This is a genomic window from Streptomyces sp. NBC_00390 (assembly GCF_036057275.1).
GTDB lineage: Bacteria > Actinomycetota > Actinomycetes > Streptomycetales > Streptomycetaceae > Streptomyces.
The window spans coordinates 3,580,824-3,600,762 of record NZ_CP107945.1 but is presented as its reverse complement, the minus strand read 5'-3'; the positions used below and the strand labels follow the sequence as shown (position 1 = coordinate 3,600,762).

General features: G+C 68.8%; 17 protein-coding genes. 15 read left to right on the top strand and 2 right to left on the bottom strand.

Annotated elements, in window-relative coordinates; all coding sequences use genetic code 11:
- Positions 1–46: 46 nt before the first annotated feature.
- On the top strand, positions 47–1,333 hold the full coding sequence (locus OHS70_RS15430; RefSeq protein WP_328397793.1) for a geranylgeranyl reductase family protein: 1,287 nt from the start codon (positions 47–49) through the stop codon (positions 1,331–1,333).
- A 30-nt stretch (positions 1,334–1,363) separates the two neighbouring features.
- On the opposite strand, the gene OHS70_RS15425 is transcribed toward OHS70_RS15430, so the two are convergent.
- Both OHS70_RS15425 and OHS70_RS15420 read right to left on the bottom strand, forming a co-directional pair.
- Positions 1,364–2,152 (bottom strand): DUF5984 family protein, encoded by a 789-nt coding sequence (locus OHS70_RS15425; protein ID WP_328397791.1) that lies wholly within the window; start codon positions 2,150–2,152, stop codon positions 1,364–1,366.
- 85 nt (positions 2,153–2,237) lie between these two features.
- Complete coding sequence (locus tag OHS70_RS15420; protein ID WP_328397789.1) at positions 2,238–3,035, bottom strand: C40 family peptidase; 798 nt, start codon at positions 3,033–3,035, stop codon at positions 2,238–2,240.
- Positions 3,036–3,740: 705 nt separating this feature from the next.
- On the opposite strand from OHS70_RS15420, the gene OHS70_RS15415 reads away from it, so the two are divergent.
- From OHS70_RS15415 to nuoN, 14 genes are all read left to right on the top strand, one after another.
- On the top strand, positions 3,741–4,100 hold the full coding sequence (locus OHS70_RS15415; RefSeq protein ID WP_003992243.1) for an NADH-quinone oxidoreductase subunit A: 360 nt from the start codon (positions 3,741–3,743) through the stop codon (positions 4,098–4,100).
- A gap of 17 nt (positions 4,101–4,117) precedes the next feature.
- Positions 4,118–4,672 carry a NuoB/complex I 20 kDa subunit family protein gene (locus tag OHS70_RS15410; protein ID WP_328397787.1) on the top strand — a complete coding sequence of 185 codons (555 nt, stop codon included), beginning with the start codon at positions 4,118–4,120 and terminating at the stop codon, positions 4,670–4,672.
- 118 nt (positions 4,673–4,790) lie between these two features.
- A complete protein-coding gene (locus tag OHS70_RS15405; RefSeq protein ID WP_328397785.1) occupies positions 4,791–5,519 on the top strand; it encodes an NADH-quinone oxidoreductase subunit C in 729 nt (242 codons plus the stop codon).
- Positions 5,516–6,838, top strand: coding sequence for an NADH-quinone oxidoreductase subunit D (locus OHS70_RS15400; RefSeq protein ID WP_328397783.1), 1,323 nt, complete (start codon positions 5,516–5,518; stop codon positions 6,836–6,838). The genes OHS70_RS15405 and OHS70_RS15400 overlap by 4 nt, the downstream gene beginning before the upstream one ends.
- 17 nt (positions 6,839–6,855) lie before the next feature.
- Complete coding sequence (nuoE, locus tag OHS70_RS15395; protein ID WP_443062744.1) at positions 6,856–7,677, top strand: NADH-quinone oxidoreductase subunit NuoE; 822 nt, start codon at positions 6,856–6,858, stop codon at positions 7,675–7,677.
- Positions 7,677–9,062 carry an NADH-quinone oxidoreductase subunit NuoF gene (gene nuoF / locus OHS70_RS15390; protein WP_328397779.1) on the top strand — a complete coding sequence of 462 codons (1,386 nt, stop codon included), beginning with the start codon at positions 7,677–7,679 and terminating at the stop codon, positions 9,060–9,062. The genes nuoE and nuoF overlap by 1 nt, the downstream gene beginning before the upstream one ends.
- Positions 9,059–11,572 carry an NADH-quinone oxidoreductase subunit G gene (locus OHS70_RS15385; RefSeq protein WP_328397777.1) on the top strand — a complete coding sequence of 838 codons (2,514 nt, stop codon included), beginning with the start codon at positions 9,059–9,061 and terminating at the stop codon, positions 11,570–11,572. The genes nuoF and OHS70_RS15385 overlap by 4 nt, the downstream gene beginning before the upstream one ends.
- A 124-nt stretch (positions 11,573–11,696) precedes the next feature.
- Positions 11,697–13,094 carry an NADH-quinone oxidoreductase subunit NuoH gene (nuoH, locus tag OHS70_RS15380; protein WP_328397775.1) on the top strand — a complete coding sequence of 466 codons (1,398 nt, stop codon included), beginning with the start codon at positions 11,697–11,699 and terminating at the stop codon, positions 13,092–13,094.
- On the top strand, positions 13,069–13,674 hold the full coding sequence (nuoI, locus tag OHS70_RS15375) for an NADH-quinone oxidoreductase subunit NuoI (RefSeq protein ID WP_328397773.1): 606 nt from the start codon (positions 13,069–13,071) through the stop codon (positions 13,672–13,674). Before nuoH ends, nuoI begins: the two co-directional genes overlap by 26 nt.
- Complete coding sequence (locus tag OHS70_RS15370) at positions 13,671–14,495, top strand: NADH-quinone oxidoreductase subunit J (RefSeq protein WP_328397771.1); 825 nt, start codon at positions 13,671–13,673, stop codon at positions 14,493–14,495. Before nuoI ends, OHS70_RS15370 begins: the two co-directional genes overlap by 4 nt.
- Positions 14,492–14,791, top strand: a complete 300-nt coding sequence (gene nuoK / locus OHS70_RS15365) for an NADH-quinone oxidoreductase subunit NuoK (protein WP_242329220.1) — start codon at positions 14,492–14,494, stop codon at positions 14,789–14,791. The genes OHS70_RS15370 and nuoK overlap by 4 nt, the downstream gene beginning before the upstream one ends.
- Before the next feature lie 15 nt (positions 14,792–14,806).
- Positions 14,807–16,702, top strand: coding sequence for an NADH-quinone oxidoreductase subunit L (nuoL, locus tag OHS70_RS15360; RefSeq protein ID WP_328397766.1), 1,896 nt, complete (start codon positions 14,807–14,809; stop codon positions 16,700–16,702).
- Between the two features lies 1 nt (position 16,703).
- Positions 16,704–18,275: an NADH-quinone oxidoreductase subunit M gene (locus tag OHS70_RS15355; RefSeq protein WP_328397764.1), complete on the top strand. Its 1,572-nt coding sequence runs from the start codon at positions 16,704–16,706 to the stop codon at positions 18,273–18,275.
- Positions 18,272–19,924, top strand: coding sequence for an NADH-quinone oxidoreductase subunit NuoN (gene nuoN, locus OHS70_RS15350; RefSeq protein ID WP_328397762.1), 1,653 nt, complete (start codon positions 18,272–18,274; stop codon positions 19,922–19,924). The genes OHS70_RS15355 and nuoN overlap by 4 nt, the downstream gene beginning before the upstream one ends.
- Positions 19,925–19,939 lie beyond the last annotated feature (15 nt).

Below are 19,939 nucleotides of genomic sequence, written 5' to 3'. Positions count from 1 at the left end.
GCCGTTCGGTACGCAATATCGAATCGAATCCTCGGGAGAACCCGCCGTGACCGAAGCCCTCTCCGAGCACACTGCCGATGTGATCGTCGTCGGGGCAGGCCCGGCCGGCTCCACCACCGCGTACTACCTGGCCAAGGCAGGCCTCGACGTCCTGCTCCTCGAGAAGACCGCGTTCCCGCGCGAGAAGGTCTGCGGCGACGGGCTCACCCCGCGCGCCACCAAGCAGCTCGTCGCCATGGGCATCGACATCTCGGAGGAGGCCGGCTGGCTCCGCAACAAGGGTCTGCGGATCATCGGCGGCGGTGTCCGGCTCCAGCTGGACTGGCCGGATCTCGCCTCGTACCCGGACTACGGACTGGTCCGCAAGCGGGACGACTTCGACGAGCAGCTGGCCCGGCAGGCACAGAAGGCGGGTGCGCGGCTGTACGAGCGCTGCAACGTCGGCGCGCCGATCGTCGACGACCGCACCGGGCACATCACGGGTGTCGAGGCGAAGCTCGGCGAGGACAAGACCCCGGTCACCTTCCACGCCCCACTGGTCGTCGCGGCCGACGGCAACTCCTCGCGCATCTCACTGGCGATGGGCCTGCACCGCCGCGAGGACCGCCCCATGGGCGTCGCCGTCCGCACCTACTTCACCTCTCCCCGCCACGACGACGACTACCTGGAGTCCTGGCTGGAGCTGTGGGACCGCCGCGGTCCGGGCGAGGACCGGCTGCTGCCCGGCTACGGCTGGGTCTTCGGCATGGGCGACGGCACGTCGAACGTCGGCCTCGGCGTGCTGAACACCTCCTCGTCCTTCAAGGAGCTGGACTGGCGCGAGATCCTCAAGGCCTGGTGCGCCTCGATGCCCGAGGACTGGGGGTACACGCCGGAGAACATGACCGGCCCGATCCGCGGCGCCGCCCTTCCGATGGCGTTCAACCGGCAGCCCCACTACACCCGGGGCCTGCTTCTGGTCGGTGACGCGGGCGGCCTGGTCAACCCGTTCAACGGCGAGGGCATCGCGTACGCGATGGAGTCCGGCCAGATCGTCGCGGACGTCATCGTCCAGGCGCACGCCCGCGCGACGGAGGCCCAGCGCGAACTGGCCCTGCACCGCTACCCGAAGATCCTCAAGGACACGTACGGCGGCTACTACACGCTCGGCCGCGCCTTCGTGAAGATCATCGGCAGCCCGAAGGTCATGAAGATCGCGACGCAGCGCGGTCTGACGCACCCGACGCTGATGAAGTTCACGCTGAAGATGCTGGCCAATCTGACGGACCCGACGGGCGGCGACGCGATGGACCGCATCATCAACGGCTTGTCGAAGGTGGCCCCCAAGGCGTGATGGCCGGCCCACGTCGCACGGGGCCTCGGGTCACGAGGATCCGGGCGCGGGGCCGGCCCCGGCGGCGAGGAGTTCACGGGCTCCGGCCCTGATCACGTCCCAGTCCGTGTCGCACTCGCGCGCCCGCGCCTGCTGCAGCCTCCCCGCTCGCTCTTGCTGTTCACGGCGGAGATGCCGCAGGTCCAGGCCGACACCGGGAGGCGGGCCCGCGGCCTCCAGTGCGGTGATGCGTTCGTCCATCGCGGCGAGCAGCGCGCGGTCGAACTCGGCCACGGCGGCGACGAACGACCTCGTCGGCACGGTGGCGGTGCCTTCCGGAGGCCCCGCGAACTCGATCTCGGAGTCAGAGCGGTGTTGCCAGGAGACGGTGACGGCATCGTCGCCGTCGATGATCGTCCGCCACCACCGGATGTGCGGCGCGTTCCGCAGGGGACCCATGTACATCGAGCGGTCGGAATGCCACAGCCCTGCCGCCTCCGCCTCCGGTGTGTTCTCGCGGGACGGCCAGTCGCCAAGATCCGCGGCCACGAAGCCGACGAGATCTTCCGGTACCGGCTCCAGCACCTCCGGGAGCATCTCGATCACGTCCTCCCAGAGCCGGACGACGTAGTACGCGGCATAGGGGGACGTCGCCGTCCCACCGCCCTCCTCGCCGGCCCACCTGTGCAGCGTGCGCTCCGAGTAGCGCAGCAGCTCGTGACCGCCCGCCTCGATCCAGTACCACCCCTCCGTCAGCGCGAACCAGTGGAGGGAAGGGTCATCGCCGCCCCACGGCTGGATGCCGGCGACCGGGCGGAGGTCGAATCGGAAACGGATCATCAGGGCAGTGTGGCAGGCGGATGCGCGAAAGGCCGTCGCTCCCCTCGGGGAGCGACGGCCTTCGGCACAGTTGCGTGGTGCGGTGTCAGAGGACCCGGACCGCGCCCGTCGCCGGGTAGCCCGAGAGGTCCTGGATCACGACACCCTTGCCCGGGTTCGCGGCGTCCAGGTACTGGCCGTTACCGATGTAGACACCCGTGTGGTACGCGGAACCCGCGCTGCCCCAGTACAGGATGTCGCCGACCTGGAGGTTGGAGGTGCCCACCTGGGTGCCCGCGACCGACTGGTCCTGCGAGACGCGCGGCAGGTCGACACCGACGGTGCGGAACGCGGCCTGGACCAGGGAGGAGCAGTCCCAGGCGTTCGGGCCGGTGGCGCCCATGATGTACGCGTCGCCGAGCTGCGCCTTGAGGAAGGCCACGACGGTGGCTGCCGAGCCGCTCGCGGGCGCGGAGCTGCCGGAGCTCGGCGCGGAGAGCGTCGTGCGCTCCGCGGTGCGGGAGGCACGCTCCTCCGCCGCTTCTGCCGCGCGCGCCTTGGCCTCTGCCTTCTCCTTGGCCTCCGCCTTGCGGTCCGCCTCGGCCTTGGCCTTCTTGGCGGCCTTCGCGGCCTTGGCCGCGGCGGCGTCCTCGTGGGCCTGCAGCTGGAGGTCGAGCGCGACCTGCTGCGTGGCCTCCGCGGACTTCTCCACCGCGGCGGAGATCTCGGAGGTGAGAACGGGGATCTCGATGGTCTCGGTCACCGGGTCGGCGTTCGCCGGCCCGGCAGCACCGGCCACCGCGATGGTGCCGAGGAAGCCACCGGCAACTCCGGCGCGGATCGCCATCGTCGAGGCGCTCCGGCGGGGTTTCCGGTGGCTGGGTATGTGAGCGGTACGGGACATGAGGACAACCGCTATCAGGGGTTGGCGGTTCCCTTCAAGAAACGTGTGTTGCGCCACAGTTACGGGCGGAACCTCTGAATCCGCCTTCCAGCGGCCCTTATTGACGCCGTAACGGACAAAACCGGCACACGCGATCAGGGCCGTGATCATGTGCTTTAAATAAAAGGTCCGGATTGCCCCGCACTTACCACCGCTTCGCACCGTTGGCCAAGCCCGCTTTTATCGCGATCCGATAACGGGTGACGCAGGTCACAGAATGGTCAACGTGCGGGGGGTGCGAGGACTTCGTGAACGTGTGCACGCGCCATCCCTCTGTCCACCCCTGTCCAAGGCGTCCCACTGTCGAGTGAACGAGCGTCCACTATCACCCGATGCGGTCCATCGCCAATTTGCCCGAGCGTGCCGCCCCTTGATAGTGCGCAACCCCTCCGACCAGCGGTAACGCCTCCAGATGTCACATCTGGTGACCGCCCGGGCGCTTCGCGTATGTAGATCACCGCTCATCCGACTTCATGATCGTTCGTGGGGTGGTGGAGATCACAAACGAGATGCCTGACCCCGTGTCGCAGATCACAGACCGGCAGGCATAGGATGCGGAGCAGTCGGGCTTGTGAACTGCCTCACATAGGAGCGATCTTCGCGGGGCGGCGAGGCGCATGCCCGGTGCGGTCCAACGGTCAAGGACGACTGGAAGGAGCGGGGAGGGTGAATGCTTACGCGCCCATCCTTGTGCTCGGCGCCCTCGGGGCAGGGTTTGCGATCTTCTCCGTGGTCATGGCCACGCTTATCGGCCCAAAGCGGTACAACAGGGCGAAACTTGAAGCGTACGAGTGCGGCATCGAGCCCACCCCTACGCCGGCCGGAGGTGGCCGCTTCCCCATCAAGTACTACCTGACGGCGATGCTCTTCATCGTCTTCGACATCGAGATCGTCTTCCTCTATCCCTGGGCCGTCACCTTCGACGCCCTGGGGATCTTCGGGCTCGTGGAGATGCTGCTCTTCGTGCTCACCGTCTTCGTCGCCTACGCGTATGTATGGCGGCGCGGCGGCCTGGAATGGGACTGAGGGGCTGAGGGGCACCAATGGGAATCGAAGAGAAGCTGCCGAGCGGCTTCCTGCTGACCACCGTCGAACAGGCCTCGGGCTGGGTGCGCAAGTCATCCGTCTTCCCGGCCACCTTCGGCCTCGCCTGCTGCGCCATCGAGATGATGACGACCGGCGCCGGACGGTACGACCTGGCCCGCTTCGGTATGGAGGTCTTCCGCGGCTCGCCGCGCCAGGCCGACCTGATGATCGTGGCCGGCCGGGTGAGCCAGAAGATGGCGCCCGTCCTGCGCCAGGTCTACGACCAGATGCCCAATCCCAAGTGGGTGATCTCCATGGGCGTTTGCGCATCTTCGGGTGGAATGTTCAACAATTACGCGATTGTGCAGGGTGTCGATCACATTGTGCCCGTCGACATCTATTTGCCGGGCTGCCCGCCGCGCCCGGAGATGCTGATGGACGCGATTCTCAAGCTCCACCAGAAGATCCAGAACTCCAAGCTCGGTGTGAACGCGGAGGAAGCGGCCCGAGAGGCGGAGGAAGCGGCGCTCAAGGCGCTCCCGACGATCGAGATGAAGGGGCTGCTCCGGTGAGCGGCGCACGCGCGGCCGCCGGGCCGCAGACGATGACGAAAGCCGCACCTCTGAGCCGCGCGGGCGGAGGGGGCGCCTCCCAGGCGCCGGCCCTGGGGGAGAACAGGGGGATTCAGCGATGACGGATCAGCCGAATCCGGAGAAGGAGCTCTCCGAGCAGAACCTCCCGGGGCAGCGTGGCGAGCACGGCGAGGAGATCCGCGTCCAGCGCGGCATGTTCGGTGCCGGCAACGGAGGGGATACGTCCGGCTACGGCGGGCTCGTGCGCTCCGTACGCCTGCCGGGCCCCGCGAGCCGCCCCTACGGCGGTTGGTTCGACGAGGTCGCCGACGAACTCGAGGGTGCCCTGGAAGAGCAGGGCCTCGTTCCCGAGAACGCGATCGAGAAGACCGTCGTCGACCGCGGCGAGCTCACCTTCCACATCGAGCGCGAGCACCTGCTCCAGGTCGCGCGGACCCTGCGCGACGACCCGGCGCTCCGCTTCGAGCTCTGCACCGGCGTCAGCGGCGTCCACTACCTGCAGGACAAGGGCCGCGAGCTGCACGCCGTCTACCATCTGCGCTCGCTCACGCACGGCCGGCTGATCCGGCTCGAGGTCTCGGCCCCGGACAGCGACCCGCACATCCCGTCCCTGGTGTCCGTCTATCCGACCAACGACTGGCACGAGCGCGAGACGTACGACTTCTTCGGACTCGTCTTCGACGGCCACCCCGCCCTCACCCGGATCATGATGCCGGACGACTGGCAGGGCTTCCCGCAGCGCAAGGACTACCCCCTCGGCGGCATCGCCGTCGAGTACAAGGGCGCCCAGATCCCGGCTCCGGACCAGCGGAGGTCGTACTCGTGAGCACATCACCGGCATCGCCCCGCGAGACCACCGAGGGGACCGTATATACGGTCACCGGTGGCGACTGGGACGAGATCGTCCAGTCCGCGGCCAAGGCCGACGACGAGCGGATCGTCGTCAACATGGGTCCGCAGCACCCCTCCACCCACGGAGTGCTCCGCCTGATCCTGGAGATCGACGGTGAGACGGTCACCGAGGCCCGCTGCGGCATCGGCTATCTGCACACCGGCATCGAGAAGAACCTCGAGTACCGGACCTGGACCCAGGGCACCACGTTCGTCACGCGCATGGACTACCTGACACCGTTCTTCAACGAGGCGGCGTACTGCCTGGGCGTGGAGAAGCTGCTCGGCATCGAGGACCAGATCCCGGACCGGGCGACGATCATCCGGGTCCTGCTGATGGAGCTCAACCGGCTCTCCTCGCACCTGGTGTGCATCGCCACCGGCGGTATGGAGCTGGGCGCCACCACGATCATGATCTACGGATTCCGGGACCGCGAAATGATCCTGGACATCTACGAGCTGATCACCGGTCTGCGGATGAACCACGCGTTCATCAGGCCGGGCGGACTCGCCCAGGACCTGCCGCCGGGCGCTGTCGACCAGCTCCGCGAGTTCGTGAAGACGATGAAGAAGAACATGCCGGAGTACGACAAGCTCGCCACCGGCAACCCGATCTTCAAGGCCCGCATGCAGGACATCGGGTACCTGGACCTGACCGGCTGCATGGCGCTCGGCGCGACCGGACCGATCCTGCGTTCCGCGGGCCTCGCCCACGATCTGCGCAAGACCGACCCGTACTGCGGCTACGAGACATACGACTTCGACGTCCCTACCGCCGACACCTGTGACGCGTACGGCCGCTTCCTGGTCCGCCTGGAGGAGATGCGGCAGTCGCTGCGGATCGTCGAGCAGTGCCTGGACCGGCTCGCGCCGGGCCCGGTGATGGTCGCCGACAAGAAGATCGCCTGGCCTGCCCAGCTCGCGCTCGGTCCCGACGGCCTCGGCAACTCCCTCGACCACATCAAGAAGATCATGGGCACCTCCATGGAGGCCCTGATCCACCACTTCAAGCTGGTGACCGAGGGCTTCCGGGTCCCGGCCGGGCAGACGTACACGGCGGTCGAGTCGCCCAAGGGCGAGCTGGGTGTCCATGTCGTCTCCGACGGCGGCACCCGCCCCTACCGGGTCCACTTCCGGGACCCGTCGTTCACCAATCTGCAGGCCATGGCGGCCATGTGCGAAGGCGGCCAGGTCGCCGACGTGATCGTCGCGGTCGCGTCCATCGACCCCGTGATGGGAGGCGTCGACCGATGACGGACGTATCGCTGGGCATGCCGCAGCTTCCTGCCCCCGACTTCCCGGCAGAGGTACGCGCCAGGCTCGAGGCGGACGCGAAGGAAGTGATCGGCCGCTACCCCGACAGCCGGTCCGCGCTGCTGCCGCTGCTGCACCTCGTGCAGTCCGAGGAGGGCTACGTCTCGCGCACGGGCATCCGCTTCTGCGCCGAGATGCTGGACCTGACCACCGCCGAGGTCACCGCGGTCGTCACCTTCTACACGATGTACCGGCGCAAGCCGTCGGGCGAGTACCAGGTGGGGGTCTGCACCAACACGCTGTGCGCGGTGATGGGCGGCGACGCCATCTTCGACGAGCTCAAGGAGCACCTCGGCGTCGGCAACAACGGGACGACCGAGGACGGCAAGATCACGCTCGAGCACATCGAGTGCAACGCGGCCTGCGACTTCGCGCCGGTGGTGATGGTCAACTGGGAGTTCTTCGACAACCAGACGCCCGATTCCGCCAAGCGGCTCGTGGACGACCTGCGGACCGGTGAGCAGGTCACCCCCACCCGCGGCGCGCCCCTGTGCACGTACAAGGAGACCGCCCGCATCCTGGCCGGCTTCCCCGACGAGCGCCCCGGCGCCGTCGAGTCGACCGGCGGAGCGGGACCCGCGTCGCTGATCGGACTGCGCCTGGCCAAGGGCGAGCTGTCGGCCGCCCGGGTCGTCGCCCAGCGCAGCGAGGTCCGCCACGAGACGCCGCCGCACGATCCGTCGCCGGCCGAGCACCTCAGCTCCCACGACGCGCCGCAGCAGACATCCGCGTCCGACCCGGAGCACCCGGCCGGACCCGCAGCAGAGGAGGGGGAGTGATGACCTTGTCGACCGAGTACGGTGGCACCTCCCAGCCCGAGGCCGGGGGAGAGAGCAGCCCGGAGAAGCTCCTCGCGCCGGTCCTCTCCGCCTTCTGGGACGCCCCGGAGAGCTGGACCCTTCAGACGTACGAGCGGCACGAAGGCTACAAGGGCCTGCGCAAGGCGCTCGGGATGACGCCCGACGACCTGATCGCCTACGTCAAGGACTCGGGGCTCCGCGGCCGCGGCGGCGCCGGCTTCCCCACCGGAATGAAGTGGCAGTTCATTCCGCAGGGCGACGGCAAGCCGCACTACCTCGTCGTCAACGCCGACGAGTCGGAGCCGGGGACCTGCAAGGACATCCCCCTCCTGTTCGCCAATCCGCACTCCCTCATCGAGGGAATCGTGATCGCCTGCTACGCGATCCGCTCCAGCCACGCCTTCATCTATCTGCGCGGTGAGGTCGTCCCCGTACTGCGGCGGCTGCACGAGGCCGTGCGCGAGGCATACGAGGCGGGCTACCTCGGGAAGAACATCCTGGGCAGCGGACTCGACCTCGAGCTCACCGTGCACGCGGGTGCGGGCGCGTACATCTGCGGTGAGGAGACGGCGCTGCTGGACTCCCTGGAAGGCCGCCGCGGCCAGCCCCGGCTGCGACCCCCCTTCCCCGCGGTCGCCGGTCTGTACGCGTGCCCCACTGTGGTGAACAACGTCGAGTCCATCGCGTCCGTTCCCGCGATCCTCAACAAGGGCAAGGACTGGTTCAAGTCGATGGGCAGCGAGAAGTCCCCGGGCTTCACGCTCTACTCGCTCAGCGGTCATGTCGCGGGCCCCGGCCAGTACGAGGCCCCGCTCGGCATCACCCTGCGCCAGCTGCTCGACATGAGCGGCGGGATGCGCCCCGGCCACCGGCTGAAGTTCTGGACGCCGGGCGGCTCGTCGACCCCGATGTTCACCGACGAGCACCTCGATGTCCCGCTGGACTACGAGGGCGTGGGCGCGGCCGGTTCGATGCTCGGCACCAAGGCGCTGCAGTGCTTCGACGAGACGACCTGCGTGGTGCGGGCCGTCACCCGGTGGACCGAGTTCTACGCCCACGAGTCCTGCGGCAAGTGCACCCCCTGCCGCGAAGGCACGTACTGGCTCGTGCAGTTGCTGCGCGACATCGAGGCGGGCAAGGGCGTCATGTCCGACCTCGACAAGCTGAACGACATCGCCGACAACATCAACGGCAAGTCCTTCTGCGCACTCGGCGACGGCGCGGCCTCGCCGATCTTCTCCTCGCTCAAGTACTTCCGTGAGGAGTACGAGCGGCACATCACGGGGCGGGGATGCCCCTTCGACCCCGCGAAGTCCACGGTGTGGGCCGACCGGCCCGCCACCACCACGGAGGTGAACGCATGACAGTCACCACGAGCGCTCCCTCCGGGGGCGGCGAGGCCGCGGTTCCGCCCGAGGACCTGGTCTCCCTCACGATCGACGGCATCGAGATCTCCGTCCCCAAGGGGACGCTGGTCATCCGGGCCGCCGAGCAGCTCGGCATCGAGATCCCACGGTTCTGCGACCACCCCCTCCTCGACCCGGCCGGCGCCTGCCGCCAGTGCATCGTCGAGGTGGAGGGCCAGCGCAAGCCGATGGCGTCCTGCACCATCACCTGCACCGACGGCATGGTCGTCAGGTCGCAGCTCACCTCGCCCGCCGCCGAGAAGGCGCAGAAGGGCGTGATGGAGCTGCTGCTGATCAACCATCCGCTGGACTGCCCGGTGTGCGACAAGGGCGGCGAGTGCCCGCTGCAGAACCAGGCCGTCTCGCACGGCCAGGCCGAGTCCCGCTTCGAGGGAAAGAAGCGGACGTACGAGAAGCCGGTCAACATCTCCACCCAGGTGCTGCTGGACCGGGAGCGGTGTGTGCTGTGCGCGCGCTGCACCCGGTTCTCCAACCAGGTGGCGGGCGACCCGATGATCGAACTGATCGAGCGGGGCGCGCTGCAGCAGGTCGGCACCGGCGAGGGCGACCCGTTCCAGTCGTACTTCTCCGGGAACACCATCCAGATCTGCCCGGTCGGCGCGCTGACTTCGGCCGCGTACCGGTTCCGCTCCCGCCCCTTCGACCTGGTCTCCTCGCCGAGCGTGTGCGAGCACTGCGCCGGCGGCTGTGCGACCCGTACCGACCACCGGCGCGGAAAGGTCATGCGGCGCCTCGCGGCCGAGGACCCGGAGGTCAACGAGGAGTGGCTGTGCGACAAGGGCCGTTTCGGCTTCCGCTACGCGCAGAAGCCGGACCGGCTGACCACTCCGCTCGTGCGCAACAACGGGACCGGTGAGCTGGAGCCGGCGAGCTGGCCCGAGGCGCTCGAGGCGGCGGCCCGCGGGCTCGGTGCCGCCCGCGGCCGGGCCGGAGTGCTCACCGGCGGCCGGCTGACCGTCGAGGACTCCTACGCCTACGCCAAGTTCGCGCGGGTCGCCCTCGACACCAACGACATCGACTTCCGCGCGCGTGTGCACAGCAGCGAGGAGGCAGACTTCCTGGCCGCCAGGGTCGCCGGCCGCGGCCTCGACCTGGACCGCAGCGGGGTCACGTACAGCGTCCTGGAGAAGGCCCCGGCGGTGCTGCTCGCCGGGTTCGAGTCCGAGGAGGAGGCTCCCGGCGTGTTCCTGCGGCTGCGCAAGGCGCACCGCAAGCACGGCCAGCGCACCTTCTCCCTCGCCACGCACGCGACGCGCGGTCTGCTCAAGGCCGGTGGCACGCTGCTGCCCGCAGCCCCCGGCACCGAGACCGAGTGGCTGGACGCGCTTGCCTCCGGTGTCGGACTCGACGAGGACGGCGCCAGGGCGGCCGAGGCGCTGCGCGGCGACGGCGCGGTGATCGTGGTCGGTGAGCGGCTCGCGGCCGTTCCCGGCGGACTCACCGCCGCCGTACGGATCGCGAGCGCCACCGGCGCCCGGCTGGTGTGGATCCCGCGGCGGGCCGGTGAGCGCGGGGCCGTCGAGGCGGGCGCGCTGCCGTCGCTGCTGCCCGGCGGCCGGCCGGCCACCGACCCGCGGGCCCGCGAGGAGACGGCCGAGGCCTGGCGGGTACGCGAACTCCCTCACCGCTACGGCCGCGACACCGGCCAGATCGTCGAGGCCGCGGCCACCGGCGAGCTGGCGGCGCTGCTGGTCGCCGGCGTCGAGATCGCCGATCTGCCCGACCCGGCGCGCGCCCGCGAGGCGCTCGACGCGGTGGGCTTCCTGGTCTCGCTGGAGCTGCGGCCGAGCGAGGTCACCGAGCGGGCGGACGTCGTCTTCCCGGTGGCGGCCGTCGCCGAGAAGCCGGGCACCTTCCTCAACTGGGAAGGCAGGGCGCGGCTGTTCGAGGCGGCGCTCAAGCCCGAGCAGATGACACGGCGCCTCGCGCCGGCGGACGCGCGGGTGCTGCACATGCTCGCCGACGCGCTCGATGTCGCCTTCGGGCTGCCGGACCTCAAGGCCGTGCGAACGGAGATGGACCGGCTCGGCCGGTGGGACGGCCCGCGGGCCACCGATCCGATGGAGTCCGCCCGACCGCTGCCCCGCCCGGGCGAGGGGGAGGCGGTGCTCGCCGGTCACCGGATGCTGCTCGACCAGGGCCTGCTGCAGCAGGGCGACGAGGCGCTGGCCGGCACCCGGCACGCCGCCGTGGCCCGGCTGTCCGCGAGCACCGCGGCCGCCACGGGCGTCAAGGACGGCGATGTGCTGGAGGTTTCGGGTCCGGCCGGCGTGGTCCGGCTGCCGCTCCAGGTGAGCGAGATGCCCGATCAGGTGGTGTGGCTGCCGCTGAACTCCACCGGTGGCGGCGTGGCCGCCGACACCGGGGCGATGCCGGGCCAACTGGTCCGTATCGGTCCGGCCGCGGAGCCGGAGGCCGTCGAGGCGGCACCGGAGGTGGCGTCGTGACCGTCCGAGTCTCCCGTCGACCGGGGCCCGTGCCCAGGCCTGGAACCACCTCGCCGAGCGGGCTCCCGGCCCGCGCCGTTCTGCCGGGCGCTGCACCGGCCGCCCCCGTATCGGAGGTGTGCGCATGATCGCGCCGGCTCATGTCGCCGAAGTCCAGAGCAGTGTTCTCGCACTCGAGGACCTGTCGATGTTCGGGCGCGACCCGTGGTGGCTGGTCGCCGTCAAGGCCGTGTTCTGCTTCGCCTTCCTGATGGTCACCGTGCTGTTCTCCATCGTGTGGGAGCGCAAGGTGGTGGCCTGGATGCAGCTGCGCATCGGTCCCAACCGGCACGGCCCCTGGGGCATGCTCCAGTCGCTGGCCGACGGCATCAAGCTGATGCTCAAGGAAGACGTGATCGTCAAGCGGGCGGACAAGGTCGTCTATGTCCTCGCCCCGATCATCGCCGCCATCCCGGCGTTCATGGCGATCGCCGTGATCCCGTTCGGACCGGCCGGCGACGAGGTCTCGATCTTCGGGCAGCGCACCACGATGCAGCTCACCGACCTGCCGATCGCGATGCTCTACATCCTGGCGGTCGCCTCGGTCGGCATCTACGGCATCGTGCTGGCGGGCTGGTCGTCGGGCTCGACGTATCCGCTGCTCGGCGGATTGCGCAGCTGTGCGCAGATGATCTCCTACGAGATCGCGATGGGCGCGGCGTTCGCCTCGGTCTTCCTCTACTCCGGGTCGATGTCGACGTCGGCGATCGTGGAGGCGCAGGCGGACCGCTGGTACATCGTGCTGCTGCCGGTCTCCTTCATCATCTACGTCGTCACCATGGTCGGCGAGACCAACCGGGCTCCGTTCGACATGCCGGAGTCCGAGGGCGACCTGGTCGGCGGCTTCAACACCGAGTACAGCTCCATCAAGTTCGCGATGTTCATGCTGGCCGAGTACGTCAACATGGTCACCGTCTCCGCCGTCTCGGTCACCCTGTTCCTGGGCGGCTGGCGGGCCCCGTACCCGATCTCCACCTTCTGGGAGGGCGCGAACCACGGCTGGTGGCCGATGCTCTGGTTCGTCATCAAGGTCCAGCTGCTGCTCTTCTTCTTCATCTGGCTGCGCGGCACCCTGCCCCGGGTCCGTTACGACCAGCTGATGAAGCTCGGCTGGAAGGTCCTGATCCCGGTCTCGGTGGTCTGGCTGATGCTGGTGGCGACCGTGCGGGCGCTGCGCAACGAGAACTACGACTTCCAGCAGATCGTGCTGTACGTCGGAGGCGCCGTGATCGCGGTCCTGTTGCTCTCCTTCGTCGCGGACATGTTCCGAGGCAAGAAGGAGAAGGCCGCCGAGGCCGCGAAGCCGGAGCCCGCCGCGTTCGACCCGATGGCGGGCGGCTTCCCCGTACCGCCGTTGCCCGGGCAGGAGTTGCCGCCGGTGCCGCGCAGGCGTCCGCGCGGTGAGCGCGAGCTGATTGTCAGTGGCGGACCCAATACTGACAGTGATGGTCCTCGTGATGGAAAGGAGGCTGACGGTGTCTGAGGAATCCGAGAGCACGTTCCAGAATCCGGTTGCCGGCTTCGGCGTGACCTTCAAGGCCATGTTCAAGAAGCGGCTGACCGAGCAGTACCCGGAGCAGCAGAAGGTGACGGCGCCGCGCTTCCACGGCCGGCACCAGCTGAACCGTCATCCCGACGGACTGGAGAAGTGCATCGGCTGCGAGCTGTGCGCCTGGGCCTGTCCGGCGGACGCGATCTATGTGGAGGGCGCGGACAACACCGACGAGGAGCGCTACTCCCCGGGCGAGCGGTACGGCCGCGTCTACCAGATCAACTACGCCCGCTGCATTCTGTGCGGACTGTGCATCGAGGCCTGCCCGACGCGCGCGCTGACGATGACGAACGACTTCGAGCTCGCCGACAGCAGCCGCGAGAACCTCATCTACACCAAGGAGCAGCTGCTCGCCGGTCTGGACGAGGGCATGGTCGACTCGCCGCACGCGATCTACCCCGGCACGGACGAGCAGGACTACTACCGGGGGCTGGTCACCGAAGCCGCGCCCGGCACGGTCCAGCAGGTCGCCGTCTCCAAGGGTGAGAAGGGCGAGGAGGTGGACGCATGAACGCCCTTGCCGCATCGGCCACTTCGACGGGCGAGGCCGTCCAGTTCTGGGTGCTGGGGGTGGTCGCCGTCCTGGGAGCGCTGGGCACGATCCTCATGAAGCGGGCCGTGCACAGTGCGCTGTGCCTGGCCGGGACCATGATCATTCTGGCGGTGTTCTACCTCGCCAACGGGGCGTACTTCCTCGGGGTCGTCCAGATCATCGTCTACACCGGCGCGATCATGATGCTGTTCCTCTTCGTCGTCATGCTGGTCGGCGTCACCGCCGCCGACTCGCTCAAGGAGACGCTGAAGGGCCAGCGCTGGCTGGCCGCGCTCTGCGGGCTGGGCTTCGGTGTGCTGCTCATCGCCGGTATCGCCAACGCCTCCCTGAAGACCTTCAACGGCCTGGGCGTCGCCAACAGCGCGAGCGGGGGCAATGTCGAGGGCCTGGCCCGGCTCATCTTCACCAAGTACGTCTTCGCCTTCGAGATCACCGGCGCGCTGCTGATCACCGCGGCCGTCGGCGCCATGGTGCTCACCCACCGGGAGCGCACCGAGCGGGCCAAGACCCAGCGCGAGCTGTCCGAGCAGCGCGTACGGGAAGGCAAGCACCTGCCGCCGCTGCCCGCCCCCGGCGTCTACGCCCGGCACAACGCGGTGGACATCGCCGGTCTGCTGCCGGACGGCACCCCGTCCCAGCTCACCGTGAGCAAGACGCTGCGCGAGCGCGGCCAGATCCGTGATGTGTCGACCGATGCGCTCAACGACCTCAAGGCGCTGGAACAGCGCTCCGAGGAGCGGCTCGGACGGGACCGGGACGAAGAGGAGGCCAAGCGGTGAATCCGGTCAACTACCTCTATCTCGCCGCCCTGCTGTTCACCATCGGCGCGGCGGGAGTTCTGATCCGGCGGAACGCGATCGTGGTGTTCATGTGTGTCGAGCTGATGCTCAACGCGTGCAACCTCGCGTTCGTCGCCTTCTCCCGGATGCACGGCAATCTCGACGGCCAGATCATCGCGTTCTTCACGATGGTGGTCGCCGCCGCGGAGGTCGTGGTCGGGCTCGCGATCATCGTGCTGCTGTTCCGGTCCCGCCATTCGGCCTCGGTCGACGACGCCAGCCTGATGAAGCTGTAAGGGGTCGGGAGAATCGTGGAGAACCTCATTGCGCTGCTCGTCGCGGCGCCTCTGCTCGGAGCGGTGGTCCTGCTGTGCGGCGGACGCCGGCTCGACCGCGCCGGCCACTGGCTCGGCACCCTGTTCGCCGCCGTGTCGTTCGTCATCGCCGTCGTGCTCTTCGCCGACATGCTCGGCAGGCCCGGCGACGACCGGACCCTGACCCAGCAGCTGTACAGCTGGATCCCGGTCGAGGGCTTCCAGGCGGACGTCGCCTTCCAGCTCGACCAGCTGTCGATGACCTTCGCCCTGCTGATCACCGGTGTCGGCTCGCTCATCCATCTGTACTCGGTCGGGTACATGGAGCACGACGAGCGCCGCCGCCGCTTCTTCGGTTATCTGAACCTGTTCCTCGCGGCGATGCTGCTGCTGGTCCTCGCCGACAACTACCTGCTGCTGTACGTCGGCTGGGAAGGCGTGGGCCTCGCCTCGTACCTGCTCATCGGCTTCTGGCAGCACAAGCCCAGCGCGGCCACCGCGGCGAAGAAGGCCTTCCTGGTCAACCGCGTCGGCGACATGGGGCTGTCGATCGCCATCATGCTGATGTTCACCACGTTCGGGACCTTCGCCTTCGGGCCGGTCCTCGGGGCCGTGGGGGAGACCGGCGAGGGCACGCTGACGGCCATCGCCCTGATGCTGCTGCTGGCCGCCTGCGGCAAGTCCGCCCAGGTGCCGCTGCAGTCCTGGCTCGGCGACGCGATGGAGGGCCCGACCCCGGTCTCGGCCCTCATCCACGCCGCGACCATGGTGACCGCCGGTGTCTATCTGATCGTCCGCTCCGGCGCGATCTTCAACGCGTCACCCGACGCACAGCTCGTCGTCACCGTCGTCGGCGCGGTCACGCTCCTCTTCGGTGCGATCGTCGGTTGCGCGAAGGACGACATCAAGAAGGCGCTCGCCGGTTCGACGATGTCGCAGATCGGCTACATGATCCTGGCCGCGGGCCTCGGCCCCATCGGATACGCCTTCGCGATCATGCACCTGGTGACGCACGGCTTCTTCAAGGCCGGTCTCTTCCTCGGCGCCGGTTCGGTCATGCACGGCATGAACGACGAGGTCGACATGAGGAAGTACGGCGGCCTGAGGAAGTACATGCCGATCACCTTCGTCACCTTCGGGCTCGGCTATCTGGCGATCATCGGCTTCCCGGGTCTGTCCGGCTTCTTCTCCAAGGACAAGATCATCGAGGCGGCGTTCGCCAAGGGGGGCACCGAGGGCTGGATCCTCGGCGCGGTCACCCTGCTCGGTGCCGCGATCACCGCGTACTACATGACGCGCGTGATGCTGATGACCTTCTTCGGTGAGCAGCGCTGGCAGGCCGACGAAAAGGGCGACATGCCGCATCCGCACGAGTCACCGAGGACGATGACGGTGCCGATGATCGTGCTGGCCTTCGGATCGGTCTTCGCGGGCGGGCTGTTCTCCTTCCACGAGTCGTTCGTGAAGTGGCTGGAGCCGGTGACGAGCTTCGATCACGGGCACCCGCCGATCGGCGCGGGTGCGATCACCACCGCGACCGTCGCGGTGATGGTCGTCGGCGTCGCTCTCGCCTACGCGCAGTACGGACGCCGGCCGGTGCCGGTCATCGCCCCGCGCGGCTCGTGGCCCACCCGGGCCGCCCGCCGCGACCTGTACCAGGACGACTTCAACCATGTGGTCCTGGTCCGCGGCGGCGAGCACCTCACCCGCTCCCTTGTCTATGTCGACCACACCCTGGTCGACGGAGTCGTCAACGGCACGGCCGCCACGGTCGGCGGGCTCTCGGGCCGGCTGCGCAAGCTGCAGAACGGCTACGCCCGCAGTTACGCGGTCTCGATGTTCGGCGGTACGGCGATCCTGATCGCCGCGACCCTGCTGATGAGGGCGGTCTGATATGTCGTTCCCGATTCTGACGGCCACAGCGCTGCTGCCCGCGGTCGGTGCGATCGCCACGGCGGCCGTGCCCGCCGCGCGGCGGGCGGCCGCCAAGTGGCTGGCGCTGCTGGTCTCGCTCGCCACCCTGGTGCTCGCCGCCATCGTGTTCGTACGGTTCGAGCCCGGCGGCGAGCGCTATCAGCTCACCGAATCGCATGCCTGGATCAAGGACTTCGGGGTCCGCTACGAGCTGGGTGTGGATGGCATCGGGGTGGCGCTGATCGCGCTGACCGCGCTGCTCATCCCGTTCATCATCCTGGCCGGCTGGCACGACGCCGACCCTCTGGAGACGAAGTCGTCGCGCTGGCGGCCGACCCAGGGCTTCTTCGCCCTGATCCTGATGGTCGAGGCGATGGTGATCCTCTCCTTCGAGGCCACCGACGTCTTCCTCTTCTACATTCTGTTCGAAGCCATGCTCATCCCGATGTACTTCCTCATCGGCGGCTTCGGCGACCGGGCGCACGCGGGCACCGACGAGAACGCGGCGGCCCAGCGGTCCTACGCCGCCGTGAAGTTCCTGCTGTACAACCTGGTCGGCGGGCTGATCATGCTGGCCGCCGTCATCGGGCTCTATGTCGTCGCGGGGAGCTTCTCGCTCACCGAGATCGCCGAGGCCCGGGCGTCCGGCTCGCTGGAGATGGCGACCACCACCGAGCGGCTGCTCTTCCTCGGCTTCTTCTTCGCCTTCGCGATCAAGGCGCCGCTGTGGCCACTGCACACCTGGCTGCCCAACGCCATGGGCGAGGCGACCGCGCCGGTCGCCGTGCTGATCACGGCCGTCGTCGACAAGGTCGGCACGTTCGCGATGCTGCGCTTCTGTCTCCAGCTCTTCCCGGAGGCGTCGACGTGGGCCACGCCGGTCATCGTGGTGCTGGCGCTGATCAGCATCGTCTACGGCGCACTGCTCGCGGTCGGCCAGCGCGACATCAAGCGCCTGGTCGCGTATGCCTCGATCTCGCACTTCGGCTTCATCGTGCTCGGCATCTTCGCGATGACCAGCCAGGGCCAGTCCGGGGCGACGCTGTACATGGTCAACCACGGGATCTCGACCGCCGCGCTGATGCTGGTGGCCGGCTTCCTGATCTCGCGGCGCGGCTCCCGGCTCATCGCCGACTACGGCGGTGTGCAGAAGGTCGCCCCGGTGCTCGCGGGCACGTTCCTGATCGGCGGTCTGGCCACTCTCTCGCTGCCGGGCCTCGCGCCCTTCGTCAGTGAATTCCTGGTCCTGGTCGGCACGTTCGCGCGTTATCCGGTCGCCGGCATCATCGCCACCTCCGGCATTGTGCTCGCCGCGCTCTACACCCTCGTCCTGTACCAGCGGACGATGACGGGCCCGGTGAAGCCCGAGGTGAGCAAGATGCCGGACCTCAGGCCCCGTGAACTGGTGGTGGTCGCTCCGCTGATCGCGCTGCTGCTCTTCCTTGGTGTGTTCCCGAAGCCGCTGACGGAGATCGTCAACCCGGCGGTGGAGTACACGATGTCCGACGTCCAGAAGAAGGACCCCCAGCCCGAGGTGGAGGCGGCCAAGTGAGCGCTACAGCTGTCCACAGCCTGTGGACGACGGCGGCGGTCGAGCCGATCGGCAAGATCCCCGCGCCCCACATCGAGTACGCCCAATTGGCACCCGCGCTGATCGTGGTCGGTGCCGCCATCCTGGGCGTGCTCGTGGAAGCCTTTGTCCCGCGCAAGGCGCGGTACTGGACCCAGGTGTTCCTGACCGTCGTCTCCCTCGCCGCCGCGTTCGCCGCTGTCGTGGCTCTCGCGGCCGGCGGATACGCCACGACCAAGGCCGGCATCGCGGCGATGGGCGCGATCGCGGTCGACGGGCCGGCCCTGTTCCTGCAGGGCACGATCCTGCTGGCCTCGCTGGTCGCGGTCTTCACCTTCGCCGAGCGCCGGCTCGATCCGGTGGCCCACGGCAAGCACGTCGACTCGTTCGCCGCGCAGGCCGCGTCGGTACCCGGCAGCGACGGTGAAAAGGCCGCGGTCAAGGCCGGGTTCACCACCACCGAGGTGTTCCCGCTGGCACTGTTCGCGATCACCGGCATGCTGGTCCTCCCGGCGGCCAACGATCTGCTGACGCTCTTCATCGCGCTGGAGGTCTTCTCGCTCCCGCTCTACCTCCTGTGCGCGCTGGCCCGCCGCAAGCGGCTGATGTCGCAGGAGGCCGCGGTGAAGTACTTCCTGCTGGGCGCCTTCTCCTCCGCGTTCCTGCTCTTCGGCATCGCGCTGATGTACGGCTACGCGGGTTCGGTGTCGTACGCGCAGATCGCCGATGTCGTCGACGGCAGCGTCCGCACCATCGACCCGGCGCTCGCCGACACCATGGGCAACGACGTGCTGCTGTTGATCGGCGGCGCGATGATCCTCACGGGTCTGCTGTTCAAGGTCGGTGCGGTGCCGTTCCACATGTGGACGCCGGACGTCTACCAGGGGGCGCCGACCCCGGTCACCGGCTTCATGGCCGCGGCCACCAAGGTCGCCGCGTTCGGTGCGCTGCTGCGGCTGCTGTATGTGGTGCTGCCGGGCCTGAGCTGGGACTGGCGCCCGGTCATGTGGGCCGTCGCCATCGTCACGATGCTGGGCGGTTCGATCGTCGCCATCACCCAGACCGACATCAAGCGGCTGCTCGCCTACTCCTCGATCGCGCACGCCGGCTTCATCCTCGCCGGCGTCATCGCGACCACGCCCGAGGGCATCTCGTCCGTCCTGTTCTATCTGCTCGCCTACTCGTTCGTGACGATCGGCGCCTTCGCCGTCGTCACCCTGGTCCGCGACGCGGGCGGCGAGGCGACGCACCTGTCCAAGTGGGCCGGGCTCGGGCGTCGGTCACCGCTGGTGGCCGCTGTGTTCGCGGTGTTCCTGCTCGCCTTCGCCGGCATTCCGCTGACCTCCGGTTTCACCGGAAAGTTCGCGGTCTTCACGGCGGCGGCGGAGGGCGGCGCGGGCGCGCTGGTCGTGGTCGGTGTGATCTCGTCCGCGATCGCCGCGTTCTTCTACATCCGGGTCATCGTGCTGATGTTCTTCAGCGAGCCCAAGCCGGAGGGCCCCACGGTCGCAGTCCCGTCGCCGCTGACGATGACGACGATCGGCGTCGGCGTCGCGGTGACGCTGGTGCTGGGTGTGGCGCCGCAGTACTTCCTGGACCTGGCGAGCCAGGCGGGAGTGTTCGTGCGATAGCGGTGCATGTCCGCA

What these genes read in the sequence shown, in the direction of transcription:
- OHS70_RS15425 (WP_328397791.1), bottom strand. Translation starts at nt 2,152, where the DNA reads ATGATCCGTTTCCGATTCGACCTCCGCCCGGTCGCCGGCATCCAGCCG.
- OHS70_RS15420 (WP_328397789.1), bottom strand. Translation starts at nt 3,035, where the DNA reads ATGTCCCGTACCGCTCACATACCCAGCCACCGGAAACCCCGCCGGAGC.
- OHS70_RS15410 (WP_328397787.1), top strand. Translation starts at nt 4,118, where the DNA reads ATGGGAATCGAAGAGAAGCTGCCGAGCGGCTTCCTGCTGACCACCGTC.
- OHS70_RS15405 (WP_328397785.1), top strand. Translation starts at nt 4,791, where the DNA reads ATGACGGATCAGCCGAATCCGGAGAAGGAGCTCTCCGAGCAGAACCTC.
- nuoE (WP_443062744.1), top strand. Translation starts at nt 6,856, where the DNA reads ATGCCGCAGCTTCCTGCCCCCGACTTCCCGGCAGAGGTACGCGCCAGG.
- nuoF (WP_328397779.1), top strand. Translation starts at nt 7,677, where the DNA reads ATGACCTTGTCGACCGAGTACGGTGGCACCTCCCAGCCCGAGGCCGGG.
- OHS70_RS15385 (WP_328397777.1), top strand. Translation starts at nt 9,059, where the DNA reads ATGACAGTCACCACGAGCGCTCCCTCCGGGGGCGGCGAGGCCGCGGTT.
- nuoH (WP_328397775.1), top strand. Translation starts at nt 11,697, where the DNA reads ATGATCGCGCCGGCTCATGTCGCCGAAGTCCAGAGCAGTGTTCTCGCA.
- nuoI (WP_328397773.1), top strand. Translation starts at nt 13,069, where the DNA reads ATGGAAAGGAGGCTGACGGTGTCTGAGGAATCCGAGAGCACGTTCCAG.
- OHS70_RS15370 (WP_328397771.1), top strand. Translation starts at nt 13,671, where the DNA reads ATGAACGCCCTTGCCGCATCGGCCACTTCGACGGGCGAGGCCGTCCAG.
- OHS70_RS15355 (WP_328397764.1), top strand. Translation starts at nt 16,704, where the DNA reads ATGTCGTTCCCGATTCTGACGGCCACAGCGCTGCTGCCCGCGGTCGGT.